Consider the following 19,943-nt stretch of genomic DNA (forward strand, 5'->3'; position numbering starts at 1 on the left):
CGACCACCCGGATCCCGACCCCTCCCCCGGCACCGCCCGCGGGCGACAGCGAGGCGCCGACCACCCGCTTCAGCTCGGCCAAGAACGCCGTCCGCAACGCGGTGAGCGGTGCCACCAACACCGGCAACCGCCCGCCCAAGCCCCCTCAGGGCACCGGCGAACGGGAAATCGAGTCGTGGCTCGGTGAACTGCGCGGCAAACCGGGGGCCACCGGTACCCAACCGCCGGTGCAACCGCCCTCGGCCGAACCCACCCGCGGCATGGGCCCGGGGTCGAGTGGGGACAGCTCTGCCACCACCGCCATTCCGGCCCCGGCCGAAGAGGCTGACGAGAGCGCCACCCGCGCGATCCCGATCGCCAAGCCACAAGGCAACGACACCGACACGGCCACCGAGAAGCTCAATGCGCGCGGTGACGCGGACGACAAGTCACGTCAACGACGCAGCGGTGGGGTCAGCGCACAGGACCTGCTGCGACGGGAAGGCCGCCGGCCTTAGAGCCGACGGCGGCCCCGCCCCGGGTCAGCCCGTCTTGTCCGGCACTTCGTCGGGTATGGCGTCCACCACCGGTCCGTCCTCGGCTTCCTGCCTGGCTTCCTCGGCGGCGGGATCCTTGGCCACCAGCACCCGGATCGCACTGTTGAGGAAAGCGATCGCCGGAACCGCCAGCAGCGCCCCGACGATGCCGGCAAGCACGGCCCCGCCGGCGATGCCCAGCACCACGCCCAGCGGGTGAATGGACACCGCCCGGCCCATCACCAGTGGCTGCAGCACATGGGCTTCCAGCTGCTGAACGGCGATGATCAACCCCAACGTGATCAGGGCGTACACAAAACCTTTTGCCAGCAGCGCCACCACCACCGCCAGGAAGCCGGTGATCACGGCGCCGACCAGCGGGATGAAGGCACCCAGGAACACCAGCGAGGCCAGCGGCAACGCCAACGGAATTCCCATGATCGCCAGACCGGTACCGATACCGACGGCATCCACCAGCGCCACCAGGAAAGTGGCCCGGATGTAGCCGATCAACGAGTGGAAGCCGGCCCGGCCGGCATCAGCGACCCGACCGCGAACCGAGGTCGGGAACACCTTGGTGACAAACGCCCAGATGTTGCGGCCGCCGTGCAGCAGGAAGATCAATGTGAAGAAGACCAGCAACGCCCCGGTCACGATCTCGGTGGCGGTGGCCGCCGTCGACAACGCTCCGCTGGTCAACCGCTCCTGATTGTTGCGCAGCGCTTCGATCGCCGAGTTCCCGAAGTTGTCGATCTGCTCGCGGCTCAGGTGCGCCGGCCCTTCGACCAGCCAGGTGCGGGCGCTGTCGATGCTGCGGGTCACTTCGTTGACCAATTGCGGCAGACCCGAAACGAACTGGCTGACCACAAAGGTCAGCAGGCCGCCGAGAATCGCAAAGCTGCCCAGCAACACCAGCGCCACCGCACCGCCGCGCGGTGCGCCTCGGCGATCCAGCCAGTCGACGAGCGGCAACAGCAGCGCAGACAGCATCGTGGCGAGGGCGACGGGCACCACCAGCACCAGGAATTTCTGCGCCACCCAGAGCAGCACCAGCACGGCAGCAAACACCACGAGCAAGCGCCACGCCCAGGCGGCGGACTTGCGGACCAGCGGGCTGACCGATGCGTCCTCGGACACAGGCGTCGACATTGAGCAACTGTAGCCCCGAGGGGGCGCGCCGCAGCTCGACGTCTGAAAACGGCGGCCTCACCCCGCTACGCTGATCGGGTGTCCTCCGACGCACAGGCCGGCCCGGCCGCCGCACAACGGGAGGCCCGCGGCAAATACTGGTGGGTCCGCTGGGCGGTGTTGGCCGTCGCGGTGATCGTCCTGGCCGTCGAAGCCACCCTCGTGTGGGATCAGCTGGCCAAGGCCTGGCGCAGCATGCTCGACGCCAATTGGTGGTGGGTACTGGCCGCTGCAGCCGCGGCCATGCTCTCGATACACAGCTTTGCTCAGATCCAGCGCACCCTGCTGAAATCGGCCGGGGTACCGGTCCGGCAGTGGCGTTCGGAGGCGGCGTTCTACGCCGGTAACTCGTTGTCGACGACGCTGCCCGGCGGCCCGGTCCTGTCGGCGACGTTCATCTACCGACAGCAACGCATCTGGGGAGCCTCGCCGGTGGTGGCCTCCTGGCAGCTGGTGATGTCCGGGGTGCTGCAGATCGTCGGGTTGGCACTGTTGGGGCTCGGTGGCGCATTCCTGCTCGGCGCCAAGAACAATCCGTTCTCGCTGCTGTTCACTCTCGGTGGCTTTGTCCTGCTGCTGTTGCTAGCCCAGGCGGTGATCTCCCGACCCGAGTTGCTCGACGGCATCGTTGTGCGGGTACTGTCCTGGTTCAACCAGTTGCGCAACAAGCCGGTCGATTCCGGGGTGACGAAGTGGCGGGAGATCCTGCACCAGCTGGAATCGGTGAGCATGAGCCGGCGCACGCTGGGCACGGCGTTCAGCTGGTCGCTGTTCAACTGGGTCACCGATGTCGCCTGCCTGGCGTTTGCCGCCTATGCCGCGGGTGGTCATCCGTCGCTTGCTGGACTGACCGTCGCCTACGCGGCGGCCCGCGCCGTCGGGTCGATCCCCCTGATGCCGGGTGGGCTGCTGGTGGTGGAGGCCGTCCTGGTGCCCGGCCTGGTGTCGAGCGGTATGACCTTGCCCGCCGCCATCTCGGCGATGCTGATCTACCGGCTGGTGAGTTGGATCTTCATCTCCGCGATCGGTTGGGTGATGTTCTTCTTCATGTTCCGCACCGAAAGCCAGATCGACCCCGACCAGACGGGGCCGAAAGCCGAACCGGAAATCCGGCCGGAATCCGACTCTCGCTGAAGGGTGCATCCAGGCGGTTTACCTCCTCGCCATAAAGTGGACGCGACCGAGTCGCAAAATACACCTGGAGTGAGATGCCTGATCTGCACGTGCACGTGGACGGAATCTACGCAGATGTGGCCCGTCGCAACCCGGGCGAGACCGAATTCCACCAAGCCGTGTACGAGGTCCTTCTCAGCCTGGGGCCGGTGGTGGCCAAGCACCCGGAGTACACGGACTCCGCGGTGATCCACCGGTTGTGCGAACCGGAACGGCAGATCATTTTCCGGGTCCCCTGGGTGGCGGACAACGGAACCGTGGAGATCAACCGAGGGTTCCGGGTCGAGTTCAACTCGGCTCTCGGTCCGTTCAAGGGCGGTTTACGCTTCCATCCCTCGGTCTACCTGGGCATCGTCAAGTTCCTGGGCTTCGAGCAGATCTTCAAGAACTCGTTGACCGGGATGCCGATCGGCGGCGGCAAGGGTGGCGCCGATTTCGACCCGAAGGGTCGCTCCGACGGCGAGATCATGCGTTTCTGTCAGTCGTTCATGACCGAGTTGTACCGGCATATCGGCGAGTACGTCGATGTGCCGGCGGGGGATATCGGTGTCGGCACCCGGGAGATCGGCTATCTGTTCGGCCAGTACAAGCGCATCACGAACCGTTACGAGTCCGGCGTGCTCACCGGCAAGGGGCTGACCTGGGGCGGGTCTCGGGTACGCACCGAGGCCACCGGGTACGGGACGGTCTTCTTCGCCAACGAGATCCTCAAGTCCAAGGGCCAATCCTTCGACGGCAAACAGGTGGTGCTGTCTGGTTCGGGAAATGTGGCGATCTACGCGATCGAGAAGGTGCACCAGCTGGGCGGGACCGTCGTCGCATGTTCCGATTCCGGGGGGTACGTGGTCGACCGGTCCGGTATCGACGTCGAGTTGCTCCGGGAGATCAAAGAGACACGGCGCGGCCGGATTTCGGAGTACGCCGACCTGCGCGGCGACGCGGTGCGCTACGTCACCGACAGCCGGGTCTGGGAAGTGCCCTGTGATGTCGCGATTCCGTGTGCGACGCAGAACGAACTCGACGGTGACGACGCAAGACGGCTGGCGGCCGCGGGGTGCCAGATCGTCGCCGAAGGCGCCAACATGCCGTGTACGCCCAAGGCGGTCAAGGTCTTCGAAGAGTCCGGCGTGGTCTTTGCCCCGGGCAAGGCCGCCAATGCGGGCGGCGTGGCAACCAGCGCCCTGGAGATGCAGCAGAACGCCTCGCGCGACTCCTGGACGTTCGAAGAGACCGAGGCCAGGCTGGCCGAGATCATGAGCCGGATCCACGAGCGCTGCCTGGAAACCGCCGACGAATACGGCCAGCCCGGCGACTACGTCGCCGGAGCCAACATCGCCGGCTTCATCCGGGTGGCCGACGCGATGCTGGCCCAGGGCGTGATCTAGTGTTCAAGCGGACGGCGAAGTCCGTGAATTCCCCTGCAGCACAAGGAGTTCAATCCGTGACTTCCTCCACCGGCTCGCGCCCGTTGCTCGCGGTGGGCGCCGATGTACTTGCTGTGGTGGCGTTCTGCGCCATCGGTCGCCGCAGCCATGCCGAAGGTGTCACCATCACCGGTGTCGCCGAGACCGCCTGGCCGTTCCTCACCGGAACGGCATTCGGTTGGCTGGCCAGCCGAGGGTGGCGCCGCCCGACCGCCGTAGCACCGACCGGGCTGATCATCTGGGTGTCGACGATCGTGGTCGGGATGTTGCTGCGCAAGCTCACTCAAGCCAGTGTGGCCCCGAGTTTCATCGTGGTGGCCTCGTCGGTGACGGCAATTCTGCTGCTGGGCTGGCGGGCCCTACTCGGGCGGCGGGGGCACCACAGCCACCGTCAGGGTCGCGCGTAGCCCACCGAGCGGGCCATCGGACAGCTCGATCGAACCGCCATGCAGAACGGCCTGCTGTTCGACCAGCGCCAGCCCCAGACCGGAGCCGGTCATCGCGGCGGTGCTGCCGCGCGAGAACCGCTCCAACACCGCCGTGTGTTCCTCTGCGGGCAGTCCGCGACCGTTGTCGTCGACCACGATGACCATCTGATCGCCGTGGCGCTGCGCCGACAAGACGATCCGGCCGGCGTGACCGTGCGTGATCGCGTTGCGGACCAGGTTGTCCACCGCCAGCCGCAGTCCCGTCGGCCAGCCCAGGATCGTGCCGCTGCCGTCACACTCGACGTCGATCTCCGTGGTCACCGCGGCACGGCTGTTCTCCCGCGCCACCCGGTACAGCAATTCGGCGACGTCGATGATCTCGCGGTCCTCTTCCTGCGCCAGCTGGCCGGACGCCAGCTGGCCCAGTGCGGTGATGGTGGCCTCGATCCGGCGCTGGGCCCGCGACAGGTCGGCCACCACCTCGTCGCGCTCCTCGGCCGGCAGATTGTGGATTCGCAAGGTATCCAGGTCAGCGCGCATCGCGGTCAGCGGTGTCCGCAGCTCATGGGCGGCGTTGGCCGCAAAATCCTGGGCGGACTGCAGTGACTTCGTGGTGACCAGCTGGGCTGCGGCCAGCCGTTTGAGCATCCCGACCATCGCCTCGGAGAGATCCTCGGCTTCCTTGACACCGTGGACCGGGGTGATCTGGGGCTCCCCGCCCTCGCCGAGGCTGCGGGTCTGTTCGGTGAGTTTGCGCAGTGGCCGGGTTGCGGCGCCGGCCAGAAGCCAGCCCAGCAGCCCGGCGAACAGCACCGCGGCCGAACCGACAAAGAGATAGATCGGTATTCGCTGACTCGAGAGCAGAATGCTGTCGGCCCGGATGCCGATCGACATGAAAACATCCACCCCCTGCTGCTTGAGCAGTACGGTGCGCACCCGGTAGTCGACTCCGTTGACCGCCACGGTCACGGTGCCTTCGGGCAGTTCGGGTAGCTGGAATCCCCGCTGGAACACCACATTTCCACCGGCCCTGGCCCGGCCGGTGGTCAGCACCCCGCGGCGCGGGTCCTGCAGCTGTTCGGGGTACATGCTGGCATCGACGATCGAGTCGAGTCGCCGGTCCAGCTGCGCCTCGTCGTTGTTGGCCAGCACCACCGAGGTCAGCGCAGCGAGTGTGGCGACCACGGCCGCCGAGGCGATCCCGGCGGCGAGGGCAACGCGGGTGCGCAGCGATACCCGGTTGGTGAAGCGCCGCCACAGCGACAGCGCAGCCGGCTGGGCTTCCGGCTCAGGCCCCACGGTCACGCGGCTGCCTCGAGGGCATGTCTACTCAAGATTCGTCTCGCAGGACGTACCCGATCCCCCGCACCGTGTGGATCACCCGCGGCACGCCGTCGCGTTCCAGCTTGCGCCGCAGGTAGCTGATGAACACATCGGCGACATTGGTGTCGACGTCGAAGTCATAACCCCACACCAGCTCCAGCAGGCGCTGACGGGACAGCACCACCCCGGAATTCTCGGCCAGCACGGCCAGCAGGTCGAACTCTCGTTTGGTCAGATCGACCCGCTCCCCCGACACGAACACCAGTCGGCGGGCGGTGTCGATGGTGAGCGAACCGACGGTCATGGCGTCCGACCGTTCGTCGGAGTGCGCCCGGCGGCGCAACAACGCGTGCAGGCGGGCGACCAACTCACCCAGATCAAATGGCTTGGTCAGGTAATCGTCGGCCCCGGCCTCCAGACCGGCGATACGGTCGTTGACCGTATCCCGGGCCGAAAGCACGCAGATCGGGATGTCGTTACCGAGCGCACGCAGGGCGGTGACCACCGCGACGCCATCCAGCTCGGGCATCTGCACATCGATCACCAGGGCGTCGTGAGATTCGGTGGACAGCAGTCGAAGCGCTTCCTTACCGTTGGCGGCCACCCTGACGTCGAACCCGGAATGGCGCAGTCCTCGGGCCACCGAGGTGCGCACATCCGGGTCATCGTCGACCATCAGCACTGTGTGGCCCGCGGACCCCATGGCGGGCGAGTCGGTTCCCGGCGGCACTACAGGATGTCGACCTGGCCATCCCCGTTCGTATCACCGCAACGGATCCGGATGTCCTGAAGGGGCTTGCGGATCCCTTTGAGCTCGTCGGCGATCTGCGGGTTCTCCCCGAAGTACTCGTCGACCAGCGGGCGGATCTCCTCGTGCGGCAGACCATGCAGGCTGGTGAAGAAGTCATTGACCGGCGGGTGCGTGAACAGGTAGGCCGACGTGGCTGCCGACACTCCGGAGGCGACGCCGGCCAGATCGGCGGCGGTGCAGTTGGGCGGCGGTTCGGCGCTGGCCATGGGCGCAGCGGTGAACAGCATCGCTCCGGTGACCGCTCCGGCTCCTACAACTCCGGCAACAGCGCGACGGGCTGTGAGCAACATTGATCGGCTCCTTCGAGGGCTCGAGGTGAGTAGTCGATACAAGACGTGAGATAGCTGCCAGTGGGTCCCGACAACTGATCCTGACCACCAAAGCTAATCAGATTCCTGCGGCAGTTTCTTCACTTGGTCCCGACTTCACCGGGCCTGTTCGAGAAAAACACAGGTAGACGGCTCACGGGAGCCCAGCGAGGGTCCCGGTGGCGACACCCACCGGCAACGCCGGTTTGGCGGGCGACGCGCCGAGGGCCGACTCCGCGCCGGCGATCGCGGTGGCCGCGTCCGGTAATCCGGCGGGCGACCCGCCCTGTTGTGCGGCCTGCATCAGGCCGAGTACCTGCGGCAGTGAGATCGGCAGTTTGCACTTGGCGGTCAGTGATGTCAACGGCTGCTGGATGGCCTGCAGGTCCTTGGCCGCCTGCGGGTCCCGCTCGAAGTACAGCTTCAACGCCGCGACGGACTGCGGCCCGGCCGGCTGTGCGGCGAGCGTGGTGAGCACGTCGTTGGTCTCCGGGTTGGCTTCCAGGTAGATGCCGGTGTTGGTGCCGACGGAGCCCACCGTCTTGGCGATCGTGCTCGCCGCGCAGGGGGCCGGTGCGGCATGCGCGACCGGCGCTCCGGTGCCGAGAACCAAGGCTGCTGCCGCCATGGGGGTGACGGCCAGGGAGGTGAACTGAAAAGCCATGGGGACGGCTCCTAACTGCGTAACAACGCGCACACGCGCAACCGGCGTGGTCTGGTTCCCCAACCCGAATGGATCCGGCCGGTGACGGCCGGCCACTGACATAGTGCCATCGCCCCGTATCCCGGGCGAATCCACTGACCTGTTTTCACACCAGGTATCCCAGGGCGCTGCGGTACGCTCACACCCACGCAATCCGGGGAGAATGCGGGGAGATCACCATCCAGCAGTTCATGACCCAGTTGAGTAGCCTGCTGCGCAGGTTCCGCTGGCTGGTCTTCGCGGCGTGGTTGCTGGCGCTGGTCCCGGCGGTCTGGCTGATCCTGACGCAATCAAGCAATCTCACCGGCGGCGGCTTCGAGGTCAAAGGATCTCAGTCGTTGCATGTGCAGTACCAGATCGAAGACCACTTCCCGGACGAGGGCGCCTCGCCGCTGGCGCTGGTGGCGGCACCGCGACCCGATGCCAGCTACGCGGACATGAACGCCGCCGTCGCCGAGTTGGAGCGGCTGGCCGCCGAAGTGCCCAGCGTGTCCATCGTGCCGAATCCGGCGCAGCCGCCGCCGCAACCCGACCGTCCCTATGTGGTGTCGCTGCAGCTGGGGTTCGACAACACCGGTGCCGTCGACACCGCAAAACAGCTGCGCAACAAGGTGGGGATCGCCAACGAGCAGCCCGGTGAAACCGCCGACGGCAAGGTCCGCCTGTATGTCATCGGCCAGGGCGCGCTGGGTGCGGCCGCCTCCGAGGCCACCAAGCACGACATCGCCGAAGCCGAGAAGTGGAATCTGCCGATCGTCCTGATCGTGCTGCTGGCGGTCTTCGGATCGTTTGCCGCGGCGGCGATCCCACTGCTGATCGGTGTGTGCACGGTGGTGGTGACCATGGGTGTGGTCTTCCTGCTGTCGATGTTCACCACGATGTCGGTATTTGTCACCTCGACGGTCTCGATGCTCGGCATCGCTTTGGCCATCGACTATTCGCTCTTCATCTTGATGCGGTTCCGGGAGGAGCTGCGGTCCGGGCGGGACGTCAGTCAGGCGACCGACGCGGCGATGGCCACCTCGGGTCTGGCGGTGGTGCTCTCCGGTATGACGGTGATCGCCTCTGTCACCGGTATCTACCTGATCAACACCCCGGTCCTGACGTCGATGGCCACCGGCGCCATCCTCGCGGTCGCGGTGGCGGTCATGACGTCGACGACACTGATTCCCGCGGTGTTGTCGACCTTCGGCCGGGCCGCCGCCAAACGGTCCCGACTGCTGCACTGGGGACGCCGGGCCGAGACCACCCAGTCGCGGTTCTGGACCCGCTGGGTCACCGGGGTGATGCGACGTCCGTGGCTGTCGGCGCTGGGCGCGACGGCGTTCCTGCTCGCCCTGGCCGCGCCGGTGCTGTCGATGAGTCTCGGCAACAGCATGTTGCGCCAATTCGAGTCCAGTCACGAGATCCGCGGCGGGGTGGCCGCGGCCGCCGAGGCACTCGGCCCAGGTGCCCTCGGCCCGGTGCGGGTGCTGGTCACCTTCCCCGATGGGGATGCGACAGCGCCGCAGAACGCCGCCGTCGTCGACTCCATCTCCGCGGAGATGGACCGGACAGTCAACATCGCCTCCGTCGCACCGCCGGTGTTCTCCGACGACAATCGCAGCGCTCTGGTCAGCGCGGTGCTGGCCGTGGACCCCGAGGACGACGCCGCCCGCAGCACCGTCGATTTCCTGCGTCAGACGCTGCCGCAGCTCCCCGGCGCCGACGCGGTATCCGTCGATGTGGGTGGTCCGACCGCGCTGATCAAGGACTTCGACGACCGGGTCGCCCACACCGAGCCGTGGGTCTTCGTCTTTGTTGCGCTGATCGCGTTTGTGATGCTGCTGGCCGCGATCCGTTCGGTGTTACTCGCGCTCAAGGGCGTGGTGATGACCGTGCTGTCGGTGGCCGCCGCGTACGGCAGTCTGGTGATGATCTTCCAATGGGGCTGGTTGCAGGATCTCGGTTTCGAACCTCTGGGCTCCATCGACAGCACCATTCCGCCGCTGGTGCTGGCGCTGACCTTCGGTCTGTCGATGGACTACGAGATCTTCCTGTTGACCCGCGTCCGCGAACGCTTCCTGCAGTCCGGTGACACCCGAGACGCGGTGGCCTACGGCGTGTCCACCAGCGCCCGCACCATCACCAGCGCGGCGCTGATCATGATCGCGGTGTTCATCGGGTTTGCGTTCGCCGGTATGCCGCTGGTCGCTCAGCTCGGGGTGGCCTGTGCGGTGGCGATCGCCGTCGATGCGACCGTGGTGCGGCTGGTGCTGGTACCGGCGTTGATGGCGATGTTCGACCAGTGGAACTGGTGGCTGCCCAAGTGGCTCGGCCGGGTGCTGCCGTCGGTCGATTTCGAGAAGCCGTTACCGAAGGTCGATCTCGGGGATCTGGTGGTCATCCCCGATGACATCTCGGCACTGGTCGCGCCCAGCGCCGATATGCGGATGGTGGTCAAGTCCGCCGCCAAGCTGAAGAGCTTGGCACCGGATGCGATCACGGTGGCCGACCCGCTGGCGTTCAGCGGATGCACCGGACTGAGCGCGCTCACCGACGCGTTCAAGAGCAAGCTCAAAGGCAGCGAGGAAGCCCGCGCGGTCAGTGCGCGTCAGGCCCGACTCGGTTTGCCGCTGCGCCGGGTTCGCCGCGGGCGCGACGGCGACGCAGGTGGAAGCGGAGACGGAAACGGAAGCGCCCAGGGTCAGGTGACGGTCCGGGTGCAACGCCCGGTCCATCCGATCACCATGTGGCGCGGCCGGCTGGCGGTCGCGCTGGATGCCCTGGGGGTGCAACAGGAGACGACCGAGGAGTCCGGTACGGCCCTGCAACGACGCAGCCCGATGGAGACCACCCACGTTGCGCTGCCCACCGGCGACCGGCTGCGCATCCCCACCGGGGCGGAGACGCTGCGACTCAAGAGCTACTTGATCATGTCCCGCAACAGCCGTCGCGACTTCCGCGAGTTCGCCGATCTGGTCGATGTCATGGAGCCACAGACCGCGGCAGTGGTGCTCTCGAGCATGGACAGGTACTACGCTGGGCACCCATCGGAGAGGCAGTGGGTGGCGACACAGTTGGTCCGCCGGCTCGCCGATCCGACACCCGATGATCGCAGTGATGAAAACGACGAGGGCGTCGACCCCGACACCCTGGCAGCCTGGGAGAGAGTCCGGCAGCGGTGTCTTTCCGTCGCTGTGGCAATGCTGGAGGAGGCGAGGTGACGTTGGCCGCTGATGCTCGCCGACCCGGTCACCAGCCCGGCCAGCAGAACGGCGCAAACACTCGGCACCCGGCTGACGACCGGTTCCCCGCCGATCGGCCCGTGGAGTTCTGGTCGACGGCCGCCATCCGCTCGGCGCTCGAGATCGGTGACATCACCGTGTGGCAGCGCATCGTGGTGGCGATCAAGCGGGACCCGTTCGGCCGGACCGCCCGCCAGGTCGAGGAAGTGCTGGAAAACGCCGAACCACACGGCATCTCCAAGGCGTTGTCGGAGGTGCTGGTGCGTAGCCGTCAACACCTGGAAGCCAACGAACGGGCCGAGGCGGCACGCCATGTCCGGCTGCTGTTGACCCGGTCCGGGCTCTCCGAGCAGGAGTTCGCCTCCCGGATCGGTGTCCCGGCCGCCGACCTGGTGATCTACCTCGACGGCGAGGTGAGCCCGCCGGCGTCGCTGATGATCCGGATGCGCAGGCTCTCCGACCGGTTCGCCAAGATGCGTACGCACCGGACCGACACCCGGTGAGCACCTCGGCCGACCTGGAAAAGCTTCTCCGCAACACCCGCACGGTTGCGGTGGTGGGCGTGTCCGCCGATCCGGCACGACCCAGTCACGGGGTGTACTCCTACCTGCGGTCGCACAGTCACTACGAGGTGTATCCGGTCAACCCGACCGTCACCGAGATCGACGGCGAGAAGGTCTATCCCAGCTTGGCGGAGCTGCCGGTGGTTCCCGATCTGGTGGATGTGTTTCGTCGTCACGACCTGCTGCCGTCGGTTCTGGAGGAGGTGCTTGCTCTTCCCACGCTGCCGACGACACTGTGGCTGCAGCAGGGCCTGTTCCACGAGCAGGTCGCCCGCGACGCCCGGGCCGCCGGCCTGCAGGTTGTCATGGACCGGTGTCTCAAGGTCGACTACCAGCTGCTGGTCACCTGACGCGGGCGATGACCTCGAGCTCGACCCCCCGCGCGCTCGCCAGATGCACCGGATGACGAGCCGAACCGCTGCGTAGGTCCACCGGACCGTGGGGCGAATCCCACCCCCAGTGGTGAAAGGCCCGGCGCGCATCCTCGACCGTCGGCACCGACGATGCCGCGATGCCGGCGAGCAGGTGAACCCCCGAGTACGTGGTTTCTGCCATGGTGCCCGGTGGCGGCGCCACCGATTCCCCGATGGGGCCGGTGCCGTTCACCAGATCGAAGGCGCGGGCGAAGCCTGCGGTGAACTCTGCCGCCGACGAGGAGCCCAGGCCCGCGAACCACCCGGCGGAGACGAACAGGTCGGCAGTGGCGTCGGCACCGCTGGCCAGGATGACGGTCTCGTCGGTGAACGGGCTGAACCGCACCAGACCGGCGTCCAGACCTTTGGCCGCAAAAGCCCGATTGAACCGGACCGCGTCCGAGCCGACCAGCAACGTGATCACGCCGTCGGCACCGCTGTGGACGATCTGGTTGAGCACCCGCTCCCAGACATCGGGCTCGTCGGTGCCCAGCGGCAGGAAGCAGGCTCCCAGGATCGTGATGTCGGTGCCGTGCACGCCGCGCCTGGTGGCAGCTGCGGTTCCGCGGGGCCACACGTAGTCGTTTCCCACGATGAACCAGCGGCGCAGCTTCATCTCGGTGCGCAGCCAGTGCAGCGACGCGATGATCTGATCGCCGGGCACTTCACCGCTGCACAGCACGCCGTCACTGCGCTCCCCGCCCTCGTAGGCGGCCGCGTACACATACGGAATCCGGCCCCGCACGACGGTGGCGATCGCCTGCCGCGCGTTGGAGAGGTGCCAGCCGGTGACGGCATCGATGGCGCCGGCGTCCAGCAGAGCCTTGATCTCGGCGGCGACGGTCGCGGGTGCGCCGCCGGCATCGACGTGGACGAAATGCAGGCTTCGCCCGGAAGCACCTCCGGCCTCGTCTATCTCGGCGGCCGCCAGTTCTGCCGCGGCTCGGCATTCGAGGCCGAATATGCCGGCGGGTCCTTGTCTGGGAAGTGCGAGCGCAACCCGGAAATCTGTCTCGCGGCGCCGCTTTGGTTCGAACCCGGCGTTGCTATCTGGCATGCTGGGGCTGCCCTGGTCGCGTGATCAGGACGTTCCGAGGATTCCCAGCAGCATCAGAGGTCAGGCCATGGACGCTGTCGCAGACACGCTCGCCTTGCTCCGGCAGGCGTCGGTGGTCGCTGCGAACATCGAGGCGGCCTTGGCTGGAACTGCTCTGACCGTGGATCGCTGGCGCGCGCTGGTCTTCATCGCCACCGAACCCGGTTGTTCGATGTCTGACCTGGTGGAGGCGCTGATGGTGCCGTCGACCTCTGTCACCCGGATCGTGGATTCCCTCGTGGAGATCGGCGCCGTCTTCCGGACGGTGTCGCCGAACGATCGTCGTCGGACAACCTTGCGGTTGTCTTCGCATGGTCAAGCACTCCTTCGTGATGTCGAACCGGCGATCGTGGCCATCAACGCGACACACCTCTGACCGACTTCTACCGTAGGTACCGACAACCATCCTGCGTCAGCTATCTGACAACAACGATCGGTAGCTGTTGCTGTCATGTAACACAGTTCCCTTCGCGGCGGGGCACTATTGCCGATTTGTAAACAAATTATGCCGTGCTCCGATTCGGGGCCCGGCATCTCTTGACGTCAGGCACCGAACGAGTAGGTTCGAGGAAGATTATTCCCAATTGGGAGCATTCCTCTCCACCGACCGGAAGGCGCCATGGCTGGATATCGATATCGTTGCCCAACAGACGGATACGTCGATATTCGAGCACCGATCGGTACCGCACCGGCCACCGTGGACTGCCCCACCTGCCAAACACCCGCACAACGGGTCTTCTCGGCACCGAGGCTGGCGACCCGTAGCGCAGGCTCCAAAGCCCTTGAAATACATGAGAGATCGCAGTCCCAACCTGGGGTGATCACCCGCTCCGGCAACGAAACATCATCACCTTCACGGCAATTCGCCGATCCACGACACAGCCTACTCCCCCGCCCCTGAACAGCACACCCGGCGGCGGGCGCGGTTGGCCCGATACCGAGTACCCGAACCAGGAGATCAGATGCCCGACGTCATCTTTCCCGTCGACCAGAGTAAGCCGTTCCGCGAACAGGAACTGGTGGGACACAACCGTTGGCATCCGGACATCCCGGCCGTTGCCACCGTCAAATCCGGAGACACCTTCCGCGTCGAGTCCAAGGAGTGGTTCGACGGCACCATCGTCAATTCCGACGACGCCAACGACATCCGGGACTGCGACCTGTCCATGGTCCATCAACTCTCCGGACCGTTTGCGGTCGAGGGCGCCCAACCGGGTGACCTGCTGGTTGTCGATATCCTCGACGTCGGTCCGGTACCTCAGGAAACCGGCCCGGTCGCCGGGCAGGGTTGGGGATACACCGGACTGTTCGCCAAGGAGAACGGCGGCGGATTCCTCACCGACTGGTTCCCCGCTGCGTACAAAGCGATCTGGGATTTCACCGGCCAGAAGGCGACCAGCCGGCACATCCCCGGGGTCGAGTTCACCGGCCTCATCCACCCCGGTCTGATGGGCACCGCCCCCAGCGCGGAGCTGCTGGCCAGCTGGAACAAGCGCGAGGGCGCGCTCATCGCCACCGACCCCGACCGCGTCCCGCCGCTGGCATTGCCTCCGTTGCCGTCCAACGCGGTGCTGGGCAGTCTCACCGGCGCCGCCTACGAACGTGCTGCCGCCGAGGCCGCCCGGACCGCACCGCCCCGCGAGAACGGCGGCAACCAGGACATCAAGAACCTGTCCAAGGGCAGCCGGATCTTCTACCCGGTGTTCGTCGACGGAGCCAATCTGTCACTGGGCGACCTGCATTTCTCGCAGGGCGACGGAGAGATCACCTTCTGCGGCGCCATCGAGATGGGCGGCTACATCGACCTTCGGGTCGAGGTGATCAAGGGCGGCATGGCCACCTACGGCGTCACCACCAACCCCATCTTCATGCCGGGCAATGTCGATCCCCAGTACTCGGAATTCCTGACCTTTGTCGGCTTTTCGGTCGACCAGTCCGGAACGCAGCATTACCTGGACAGCACGCTGGCCTACCAGAATGCCTGCCTGAACGCCATCGAGTACTTCTCGAAATTCGGCTGGACCCGCGAACAGGTGTATCTCATGCTCGGTGCAGCACCGGTCGAGGGCCGGCTCTCCGGCGTTGTCGACGTGCCGAATTCCTGTGCCACCCTTTACGTTCCGACAGCAATGTTCGACATCGACGTCCGCCCGTCGGCCCGCGGCCCGCAGCGTGTCGACCGGGGGCAGTGCGCCGTCAGCACGTAGACCCCTGTTCCTGTCACCCGAGGCTTCACCTACGCTCCGGCATTCCTACAAACAACGAGGACCCCATGCCTGCCCCCACCGATGCCGAGTACTTCGAACTCGGCGATTTCACGCTGCAAAACGGCTTCACCCTGCGTGATGCCACGTTGGCCTACAAGACCTACGGCACCCTCAACGCCGACAAATCCAACGTCATCGTCTATCCCACCTGGTATTCCGGATGGCACACCAACAATGAGTGGTTGATCGGCACCGACAAAGCCCTCAACCCCGACAAGTGGTTCATCATCGTGCCGAACATGCTCGGCAACGGCCTGTCCACGTCGCCATCCAACGCGGCCTCCCCGTACGACAGGGCGCGGTTCCCCCTCGTCACGTTCCACGACCAGGTACAGGCACAGCATGCGCTGGTCACCCAGAAGTTCGGGATATCGACGATCGCCCTGGTCACCGGCTGGTCGATGGGCGCCGGACAGACCTACCAATGGGCGGTGAGCCATCCCGACATGGTGCAACGTGCCGCACCGTTCTGCGGTTCCAGTATCACCGCACCACACAACAAGGTGTTCCTCGAATCCCTGATCGCGGCGCTCACCGCCGACGCCGCCTGGGCCGACGGTGACTACTCTCCGGAAGCACTGCCCATCAAAGGGTTACGCGCCTTTGCTCGGGTGTACTCCGGCTGGGGCTACTCCCAGGCCTTCTATTGGGAAGAGGCTTGGCGCGAGCTCGGATTCACCTCGTTCGACGACTTCCTCTACGGCTTCTGGGAGCAGTTCTTCCGCGACGGCCGCGATCCCAACAACCTGATCACCATGCTGCGCACCTGGCACAGCGGAAATGTCGGTGAGACACCAGGTTTCGGAGGCGACACCCAGAAGGCACTCGAATCCATCCGGTGCCCGTTGCTGTCGATGCCGGCCGAGAAAGACCTCTACTTCCCACCGGAGGACGAACAGTGGGCGTCGGCGTTCATCGCCACCGGTGAGGTCCGGGTGATACCGGGTATCTGGGGGCACTTCGCCGGCGGCGGTGTGAATCCCGTCGACACGGCGTTCATCGACAACGGCATCCGGGAGCTGCTGGACCGACCCGGCTACACGCCACCGTCCTGAGTTCCGCCGGGGGTCTGTACGAGGGTGTCAGGCCCCTACCGGGGCGACGTCGATCACCAGCCACTTGTTGTCCTGCTTGGTGAATGCCACCCGCAGCGAGAGCACGGCGCGGCTGGGCTGTGCGCCGGGGACATTCTGGGTGCCGCGCATCACCACCAGCACGCTGGCGGCATCGGGGCCGATCGCCTCCACCCCGGCCGAGATGGTCTGGGCCTGTGCCGAGATGTTTCGGCGGGCCAGGTCTTCGGTGGAGGCGCCGAAGTTCGATCTGAACGCTTCGGCCTGCTCAGGTGCCATCAACGCCGCAGCGCGGTCGATCGAGGCGGTCGGATCCTGCGGTGAGAACGTCGCCGTCGCCTCCGACACCGCCGTCGCCAGCCGGACCACCTCGCTGGTGTCACTCAGGAGCGCACGGTCCGGGGCGGTCCAGTGCGTGTAGCCGACCACCGTCGCCGCGGCCAGCAGTGTGGTGGTCACGCCGACCACCAGCAACCGCACCGCGGGGCCGTCGTCGTCGGTGCCGACCGTGACCCGATCTCGCCGCATCAGGTAGCCGTTCACCACCATCGCCTCGACCACCAGCAGGCACAGCATCGCGCAGGCCGCCACCCACCACAGCGGCCAGCCGAGGAAGACGCCGATCAGCACCAGCGCCGCAATCGCCGCCAGCGGCGCGAGCACATCGAACGCCACAACCCGCCACATGTTTCTCATCGCATCGACTCCAGACGTGAGATGAGCAGCCGACCGTCGACCTCGGTCACATCCAGGCGCATGTTCCACCGCACCGTCTGGGGCTCGCCGCCGACGTTCTCGCTGACCGAGGTTGCGACCACCAGGACCGTGTCGGTGCGCGACGACATTCCCGGCGCCAATGCGGGTGGCTGTGGTGGTGGGGCGGTTCCGGGTTCACGATCCAGGTCGGTATGGGTGGTCTCGACGGCGACGGCCTGGATGGAGCCGGTGGTGCTGGACTGCAGTGTCTGAACCACCTCCCGATATGGGGCGACGGCGGCGTCGAAATCGGCGTTGAGCTGGCCGACGGTGCCCTCGTGCAGGGTCTGCAGGCTGGGCTCGACATTGCCGGCGTTCATGTTGATCAGGACGCTGGTCCAGTCCGCCGCGGCTCGCATCGCCTCAGCGCGGTGGCTCAGCTCCGCGGAGTCGCCGCGATGGCCCGTCCAGATCAGGACCAGCAACACCGCGGCACCGACGCACAGCGCACCCAGGACCGCCGAGCCGATGCCGTAGCCCGTGATGGGCCGATCGTCGTGAGCTGTGTCGTCGCCGGCTGGGTGGTGGGTTGCAGGGTCGCCGGGAACTGTATTGCTGTCAGCCTCGGGCATGGCGGTGAGGCTACCTGTTCGCTTTCAGGAAACTGAGCACCCGCACGGTGTCTGGAAGACTGGCCAGATGACGGTAAACATTCGTGGCGGCGCGCCGGAGGCAGCGACAATCCGATCCGGCATCGACCTGAGTCATGTTGATTCCTCGGCCCGGCCTCAAGACGATCTGTTCGGGCACGTCAACGGCAGCTGGCTCACCGATTACGAGATTCCCGCCGACCGCGCCACCGACGGCGCCTTCCGCTCGTTGTTCGACCGCGCCGAGGAGCAGGTCCGCGACCTGATCACCGAGGCCGCCGCGTCAGCCGCCGCAGGGGCGGCCCAGGGCACCGATGAGCAGCGCATCGGCGATCTGTACGCCAGCTTCCTCGACGAGGATGCAGTGGAACGGCGCGGCGTGCAGCCGCTGCTGGAGGAGCTCGCTTTCATCGACGCCGCCGACAGCGCCGACTCGTTGGCCGCGGTGCTGGGCGGGTTGCAGCGCACCGGTGTCGGTGGGGGTACCGGCCTCTACGTCGACACCGATTCCAAGGACTCGACCCGCTATCTGGTGCATCTGTCCCAGTCCGGTCTTGGCCTTCCCGATGAGTCCTACTACCGCGACGAGCAGCACGCACAGATCCTCGCCGCCTATCCCGAGCACATCGCCGCGATGTTCGGCCTGGTCTACGGCGCCCCCGCGGTGGACTACACCGCCACCGCAGCCAAGATTGTTGCGCTGGAAACCTCTCTGGCAGCGGCACATTGGGATGTGGTGAAGCGCCGCGACGCCGACCTGACCTACAACTTGCGCCGACTGTCCGAGCTGGCGCAGGAAGCACCCGGCTTCGACTGGTCGGGCTGGATCACCGCGGTGGGCAGTACCCCCGAGCGGGCCGCGGAGCTCGTGGTGCGCCAACCCGATTATCTGACCGCGTTCGCGGCGCTGTGGGCTTCGGCGCCGTTGGAGGACTGGAAGCTGTGGGCGCGGTGGCGGCTGATCCATGCCCGCGCGGCGATGCTGACCGATGCGCTGGTGGCCGAGGATTTCGAGTTCTACGGGCGCACCCTGTCGGGCACCGAGGCCATCAGGGAGCGGTGGAAGCGCGGCGTCTCGCTGGTGGAGAACCTTCTGGGTGATGTCGTCGGAAAGCTCTACGTGGAAAAGCATTTCCCGCCCGAATCCAAGGTGCGGATGGATGTCCTGGTGGACAACCTGCGGGAGGCCTACCGGGTCAGCATCAACCAGCTGGAATGGATGACTCCGGAGACCCGGCAGCGGGCGTTGGCCAAGCTGGACAAGTTCACCCCGAAGATCGGCTACCCGAAAACGTGGCGTGACTACTCGGCGCTGGTGATCGTGCGCGACGATCTGTACGGCAACTACCGGCGCGGTTACGTGGTGGGTTACGACCGCGAACTCGCCAAGCTCGGCGGGCCCGTCGATCGTGACGAGTGGTTCATGACACCGCAGACCGTCAACGCCTACTACAACCCCGGGATGAACGAGATCGTGTTCCCCGCAGGGATTTTGCAACCCCCGTTCTTCGACGCCGACGCCGATGACGCCGCGAACTACGGTGGCATCGGTGCGGTGATCGGTCATGAGATCGGGCACGGTTTCGACGACCAGGGCGCCAAGTACGACGGCGACGGCAACCTCGTCGACTGGTGGACCGACGCCGACCGTACCGAGTTCGGAGCCCGGACCGCGGCGCTGATCGAGCAGTACGAGCAGTTCACGCCTCGCGGGCTGGACAACGGCCATCATGTGAACGGCGCGTTCACCGTCGGTGAGAACATCGGCGATCTCGGCGGGCTGTCGATCGCCCTGCTGGCCTACCAGCTCTCGCTCGACGGCGCCGAGGCGCCGGTGATCGACGGCCTCACCGGTGTGCAGCGGGTCTTCTTCGGCTGGGCCCAGGTGTGGCGCACCAAATCCCGTGATGCCGAAGCGATCCGGCGCCTGGCTGTCGATCCGCACTCGCCGCCGGAGTTCCGCTGCAACGGCGTGATTCGAAACATGGACGCCTTCTATGAGGCATTCGACGTCACGGAGAGCGACGAGCTCTTCCTGGAGCCGGACCACCGCGTCCGCATCTGGAACTAACCCGCCCACCTCTT

General features: G+C 66.4%; 18 protein-coding genes and 1 pseudogene. 11 read left to right on the forward strand and 8 right to left on the reverse strand.

What is annotated here, in order from left to right:
* Positions 1-497 (forward strand): annotated as a pseudogene (locus WBB07_RS11845) (hypothetical protein); the annotation flags it as partial.
* Between the two features lie 24 nt (positions 498-521).
* On the opposite strand, the gene WBB07_RS11850 reads toward WBB07_RS11845, so the two are convergent.
* Positions 522-1,664, reverse strand: a complete 1,143-nt coding sequence (locus WBB07_RS11850) for an AI-2E family transporter (RefSeq protein WP_526307847.1) — start codon at positions 1,662-1,664, stop codon at positions 522-524.
* 78 nt (positions 1,665-1,742) lie between these two features.
* Here WBB07_RS11850 and WBB07_RS11855 point away from each other — a divergent pair, with 78 nt between their 5' ends.
* The 3 genes from WBB07_RS11855 (at position 1,743) to WBB07_RS11865 (ending at position 4,707) form a co-directional block, all read left to right on the forward strand.
* Positions 1,743-2,837, forward strand: a complete 1,095-nt coding sequence (locus WBB07_RS11855) for a lysylphosphatidylglycerol synthase transmembrane domain-containing protein (RefSeq protein WP_526307849.1) — start codon at positions 1,743-1,745, stop codon at positions 2,835-2,837.
* 74 nt (positions 2,838-2,911) lie between these two features.
* Positions 2,912-4,261 carry an NADP-specific glutamate dehydrogenase gene (gene gdhA / locus WBB07_RS11860; RefSeq protein ID WP_526307851.1) on the forward strand — a complete coding sequence of 450 codons (1,350 nt, stop codon included), beginning with the start codon at positions 2,912-2,914 and terminating at the stop codon, positions 4,259-4,261.
* A 56-nt stretch (positions 4,262-4,317) separates the two neighbouring features.
* Complete coding sequence (locus tag WBB07_RS11865) at positions 4,318-4,707, forward strand: DUF3054 family protein (RefSeq protein WP_526307853.1); 390 nt, start codon at positions 4,318-4,320, stop codon at positions 4,705-4,707.
* Here WBB07_RS11865 and WBB07_RS11870 read toward each other — a convergent pair.
* The 4 genes from WBB07_RS11870 to WBB07_RS11885 form a co-directional block, all read right to left on the reverse strand.
* A complete protein-coding gene (locus WBB07_RS11870) occupies positions 4,660-5,988 on the reverse strand; it encodes a sensor histidine kinase (protein ID WP_526307927.1) in 1,329 nt (442 codons plus the stop codon). The genes WBB07_RS11865 and WBB07_RS11870 overlap by 48 nt on opposite strands.
* 70 nt (positions 5,989-6,058) lie before the next feature.
* On the reverse strand, positions 6,059-6,754 hold the full coding sequence (locus WBB07_RS11875; RefSeq protein WP_526307855.1) for a response regulator transcription factor: 696 nt from the start codon (positions 6,752-6,754) through the stop codon (positions 6,059-6,061).
* Positions 6,755-6,780: 26 nt separating this feature from the next.
* On the reverse strand, positions 6,781-7,152 hold the full coding sequence (locus WBB07_RS11880) for a hemophore-related protein (protein WP_526307857.1): 372 nt from the start codon (positions 7,150-7,152) through the stop codon (positions 6,781-6,783).
* A gap of 172 nt (positions 7,153-7,324) precedes the next feature.
* A complete protein-coding gene (locus WBB07_RS11885) occupies positions 7,325-7,834 on the reverse strand; it encodes a hemophore (protein WP_526307859.1) in 510 nt (169 codons plus the stop codon).
* 230 nt (positions 7,835-8,064) lie between these two features.
* On the opposite strand from WBB07_RS11885, the gene WBB07_RS11890 reads away from it, so the two are divergent.
* The 3 genes from WBB07_RS11890 to WBB07_RS11900 are packed head-to-tail and all read left to right on the forward strand — an operon-like array spanning position 8,065 to position 12,013.
* On the forward strand, positions 8,065-11,079 hold the full coding sequence (locus WBB07_RS11890) for an MMPL family transporter (protein WP_526307861.1): 3,015 nt from the start codon (positions 8,065-8,067) through the stop codon (positions 11,077-11,079).
* Complete coding sequence (locus WBB07_RS11895) at positions 11,076-11,603, forward strand: XRE family transcriptional regulator (RefSeq protein WP_526307863.1); 528 nt, start codon at positions 11,076-11,078, stop codon at positions 11,601-11,603. Before WBB07_RS11890 ends, WBB07_RS11895 begins: the two co-directional genes overlap by 4 nt.
* Positions 11,600-12,013, forward strand: coding sequence for a CoA-binding protein (locus WBB07_RS11900; RefSeq protein WP_526307865.1), 414 nt, complete (start codon positions 11,600-11,602; stop codon positions 12,011-12,013). The genes WBB07_RS11895 and WBB07_RS11900 overlap by 4 nt, the downstream gene beginning before the upstream one ends.
* Here WBB07_RS11900 and WBB07_RS11905 read toward each other — a convergent pair.
* Positions 12,006-13,133 (reverse strand): substrate-binding domain-containing protein, encoded by a 1,128-nt coding sequence (locus tag WBB07_RS11905; RefSeq protein WP_526307867.1) that lies wholly within the window; start codon positions 13,131-13,133, stop codon positions 12,006-12,008. The two genes, WBB07_RS11900 and WBB07_RS11905, sit on opposite strands and share 8 nt — an antisense overlap.
* Before the next feature lie 67 nt (positions 13,134-13,200).
* Here WBB07_RS11905 and WBB07_RS11910 point away from each other — a divergent pair, with 67 nt between their 5' ends.
* The 3 genes from WBB07_RS11910 to WBB07_RS11920 all read left to right on the forward strand — a co-directional run bounded on the left by WBB07_RS11910 (position 13,201) and on the right by WBB07_RS11920 (position 16,494).
* A complete protein-coding gene (locus WBB07_RS11910; RefSeq protein ID WP_526307869.1) occupies positions 13,201-13,548 on the forward strand; it encodes a MarR family winged helix-turn-helix transcriptional regulator in 348 nt (115 codons plus the stop codon).
* 586 nt (positions 13,549-14,134) lie between these two features.
* A complete protein-coding gene (fmdA, locus tag WBB07_RS11915) occupies positions 14,135-15,379 on the forward strand; it encodes a formamidase (protein ID WP_526307871.1) in 1,245 nt (414 codons plus the stop codon).
* A gap of 65 nt (positions 15,380-15,444) precedes the next feature.
* Entirely contained in the window at positions 15,445-16,494 is a 1,050-nt protein-coding gene (locus WBB07_RS11920; RefSeq protein ID WP_526307873.1) for an alpha/beta fold hydrolase, read from the forward strand.
* A gap of 27 nt (positions 16,495-16,521) precedes the next feature.
* Here the strand turns inward: WBB07_RS11920 and WBB07_RS11925 are convergent, their stop codons facing one another.
* On the reverse strand, positions 16,522-17,208 hold the full coding sequence (locus tag WBB07_RS11925; RefSeq protein WP_526307875.1) for a hypothetical protein: 687 nt from the start codon (positions 17,206-17,208) through the stop codon (positions 16,522-16,524).
* A complete protein-coding gene (locus tag WBB07_RS11930; RefSeq protein ID WP_526307877.1) occupies positions 17,205-17,840 on the reverse strand; it encodes a hypothetical protein in 636 nt (211 codons plus the stop codon). The genes WBB07_RS11925 and WBB07_RS11930 overlap by 4 nt, the downstream gene beginning before the upstream one ends.
* A gap of 67 nt (positions 17,841-17,907) precedes the next feature.
* On the opposite strand from WBB07_RS11930, the gene WBB07_RS11935 reads away from it, so the two are divergent.
* Complete coding sequence (locus WBB07_RS11935) at positions 17,908-19,929, forward strand: M13 family metallopeptidase (RefSeq protein ID WP_526307879.1); 2,022 nt, start codon at positions 17,908-17,910, stop codon at positions 19,927-19,929.
* Positions 19,930-19,943: the final 14 nt, after the last annotated feature.

The sequence above is a fragment of the Mycobacterium sp. genome (assembly GCF_049647605.1).
In the GTDB taxonomy this organism is placed as follows: Bacteria; Actinomycetota; Actinomycetes; order Mycobacteriales; family Mycobacteriaceae; genus Mycobacterium.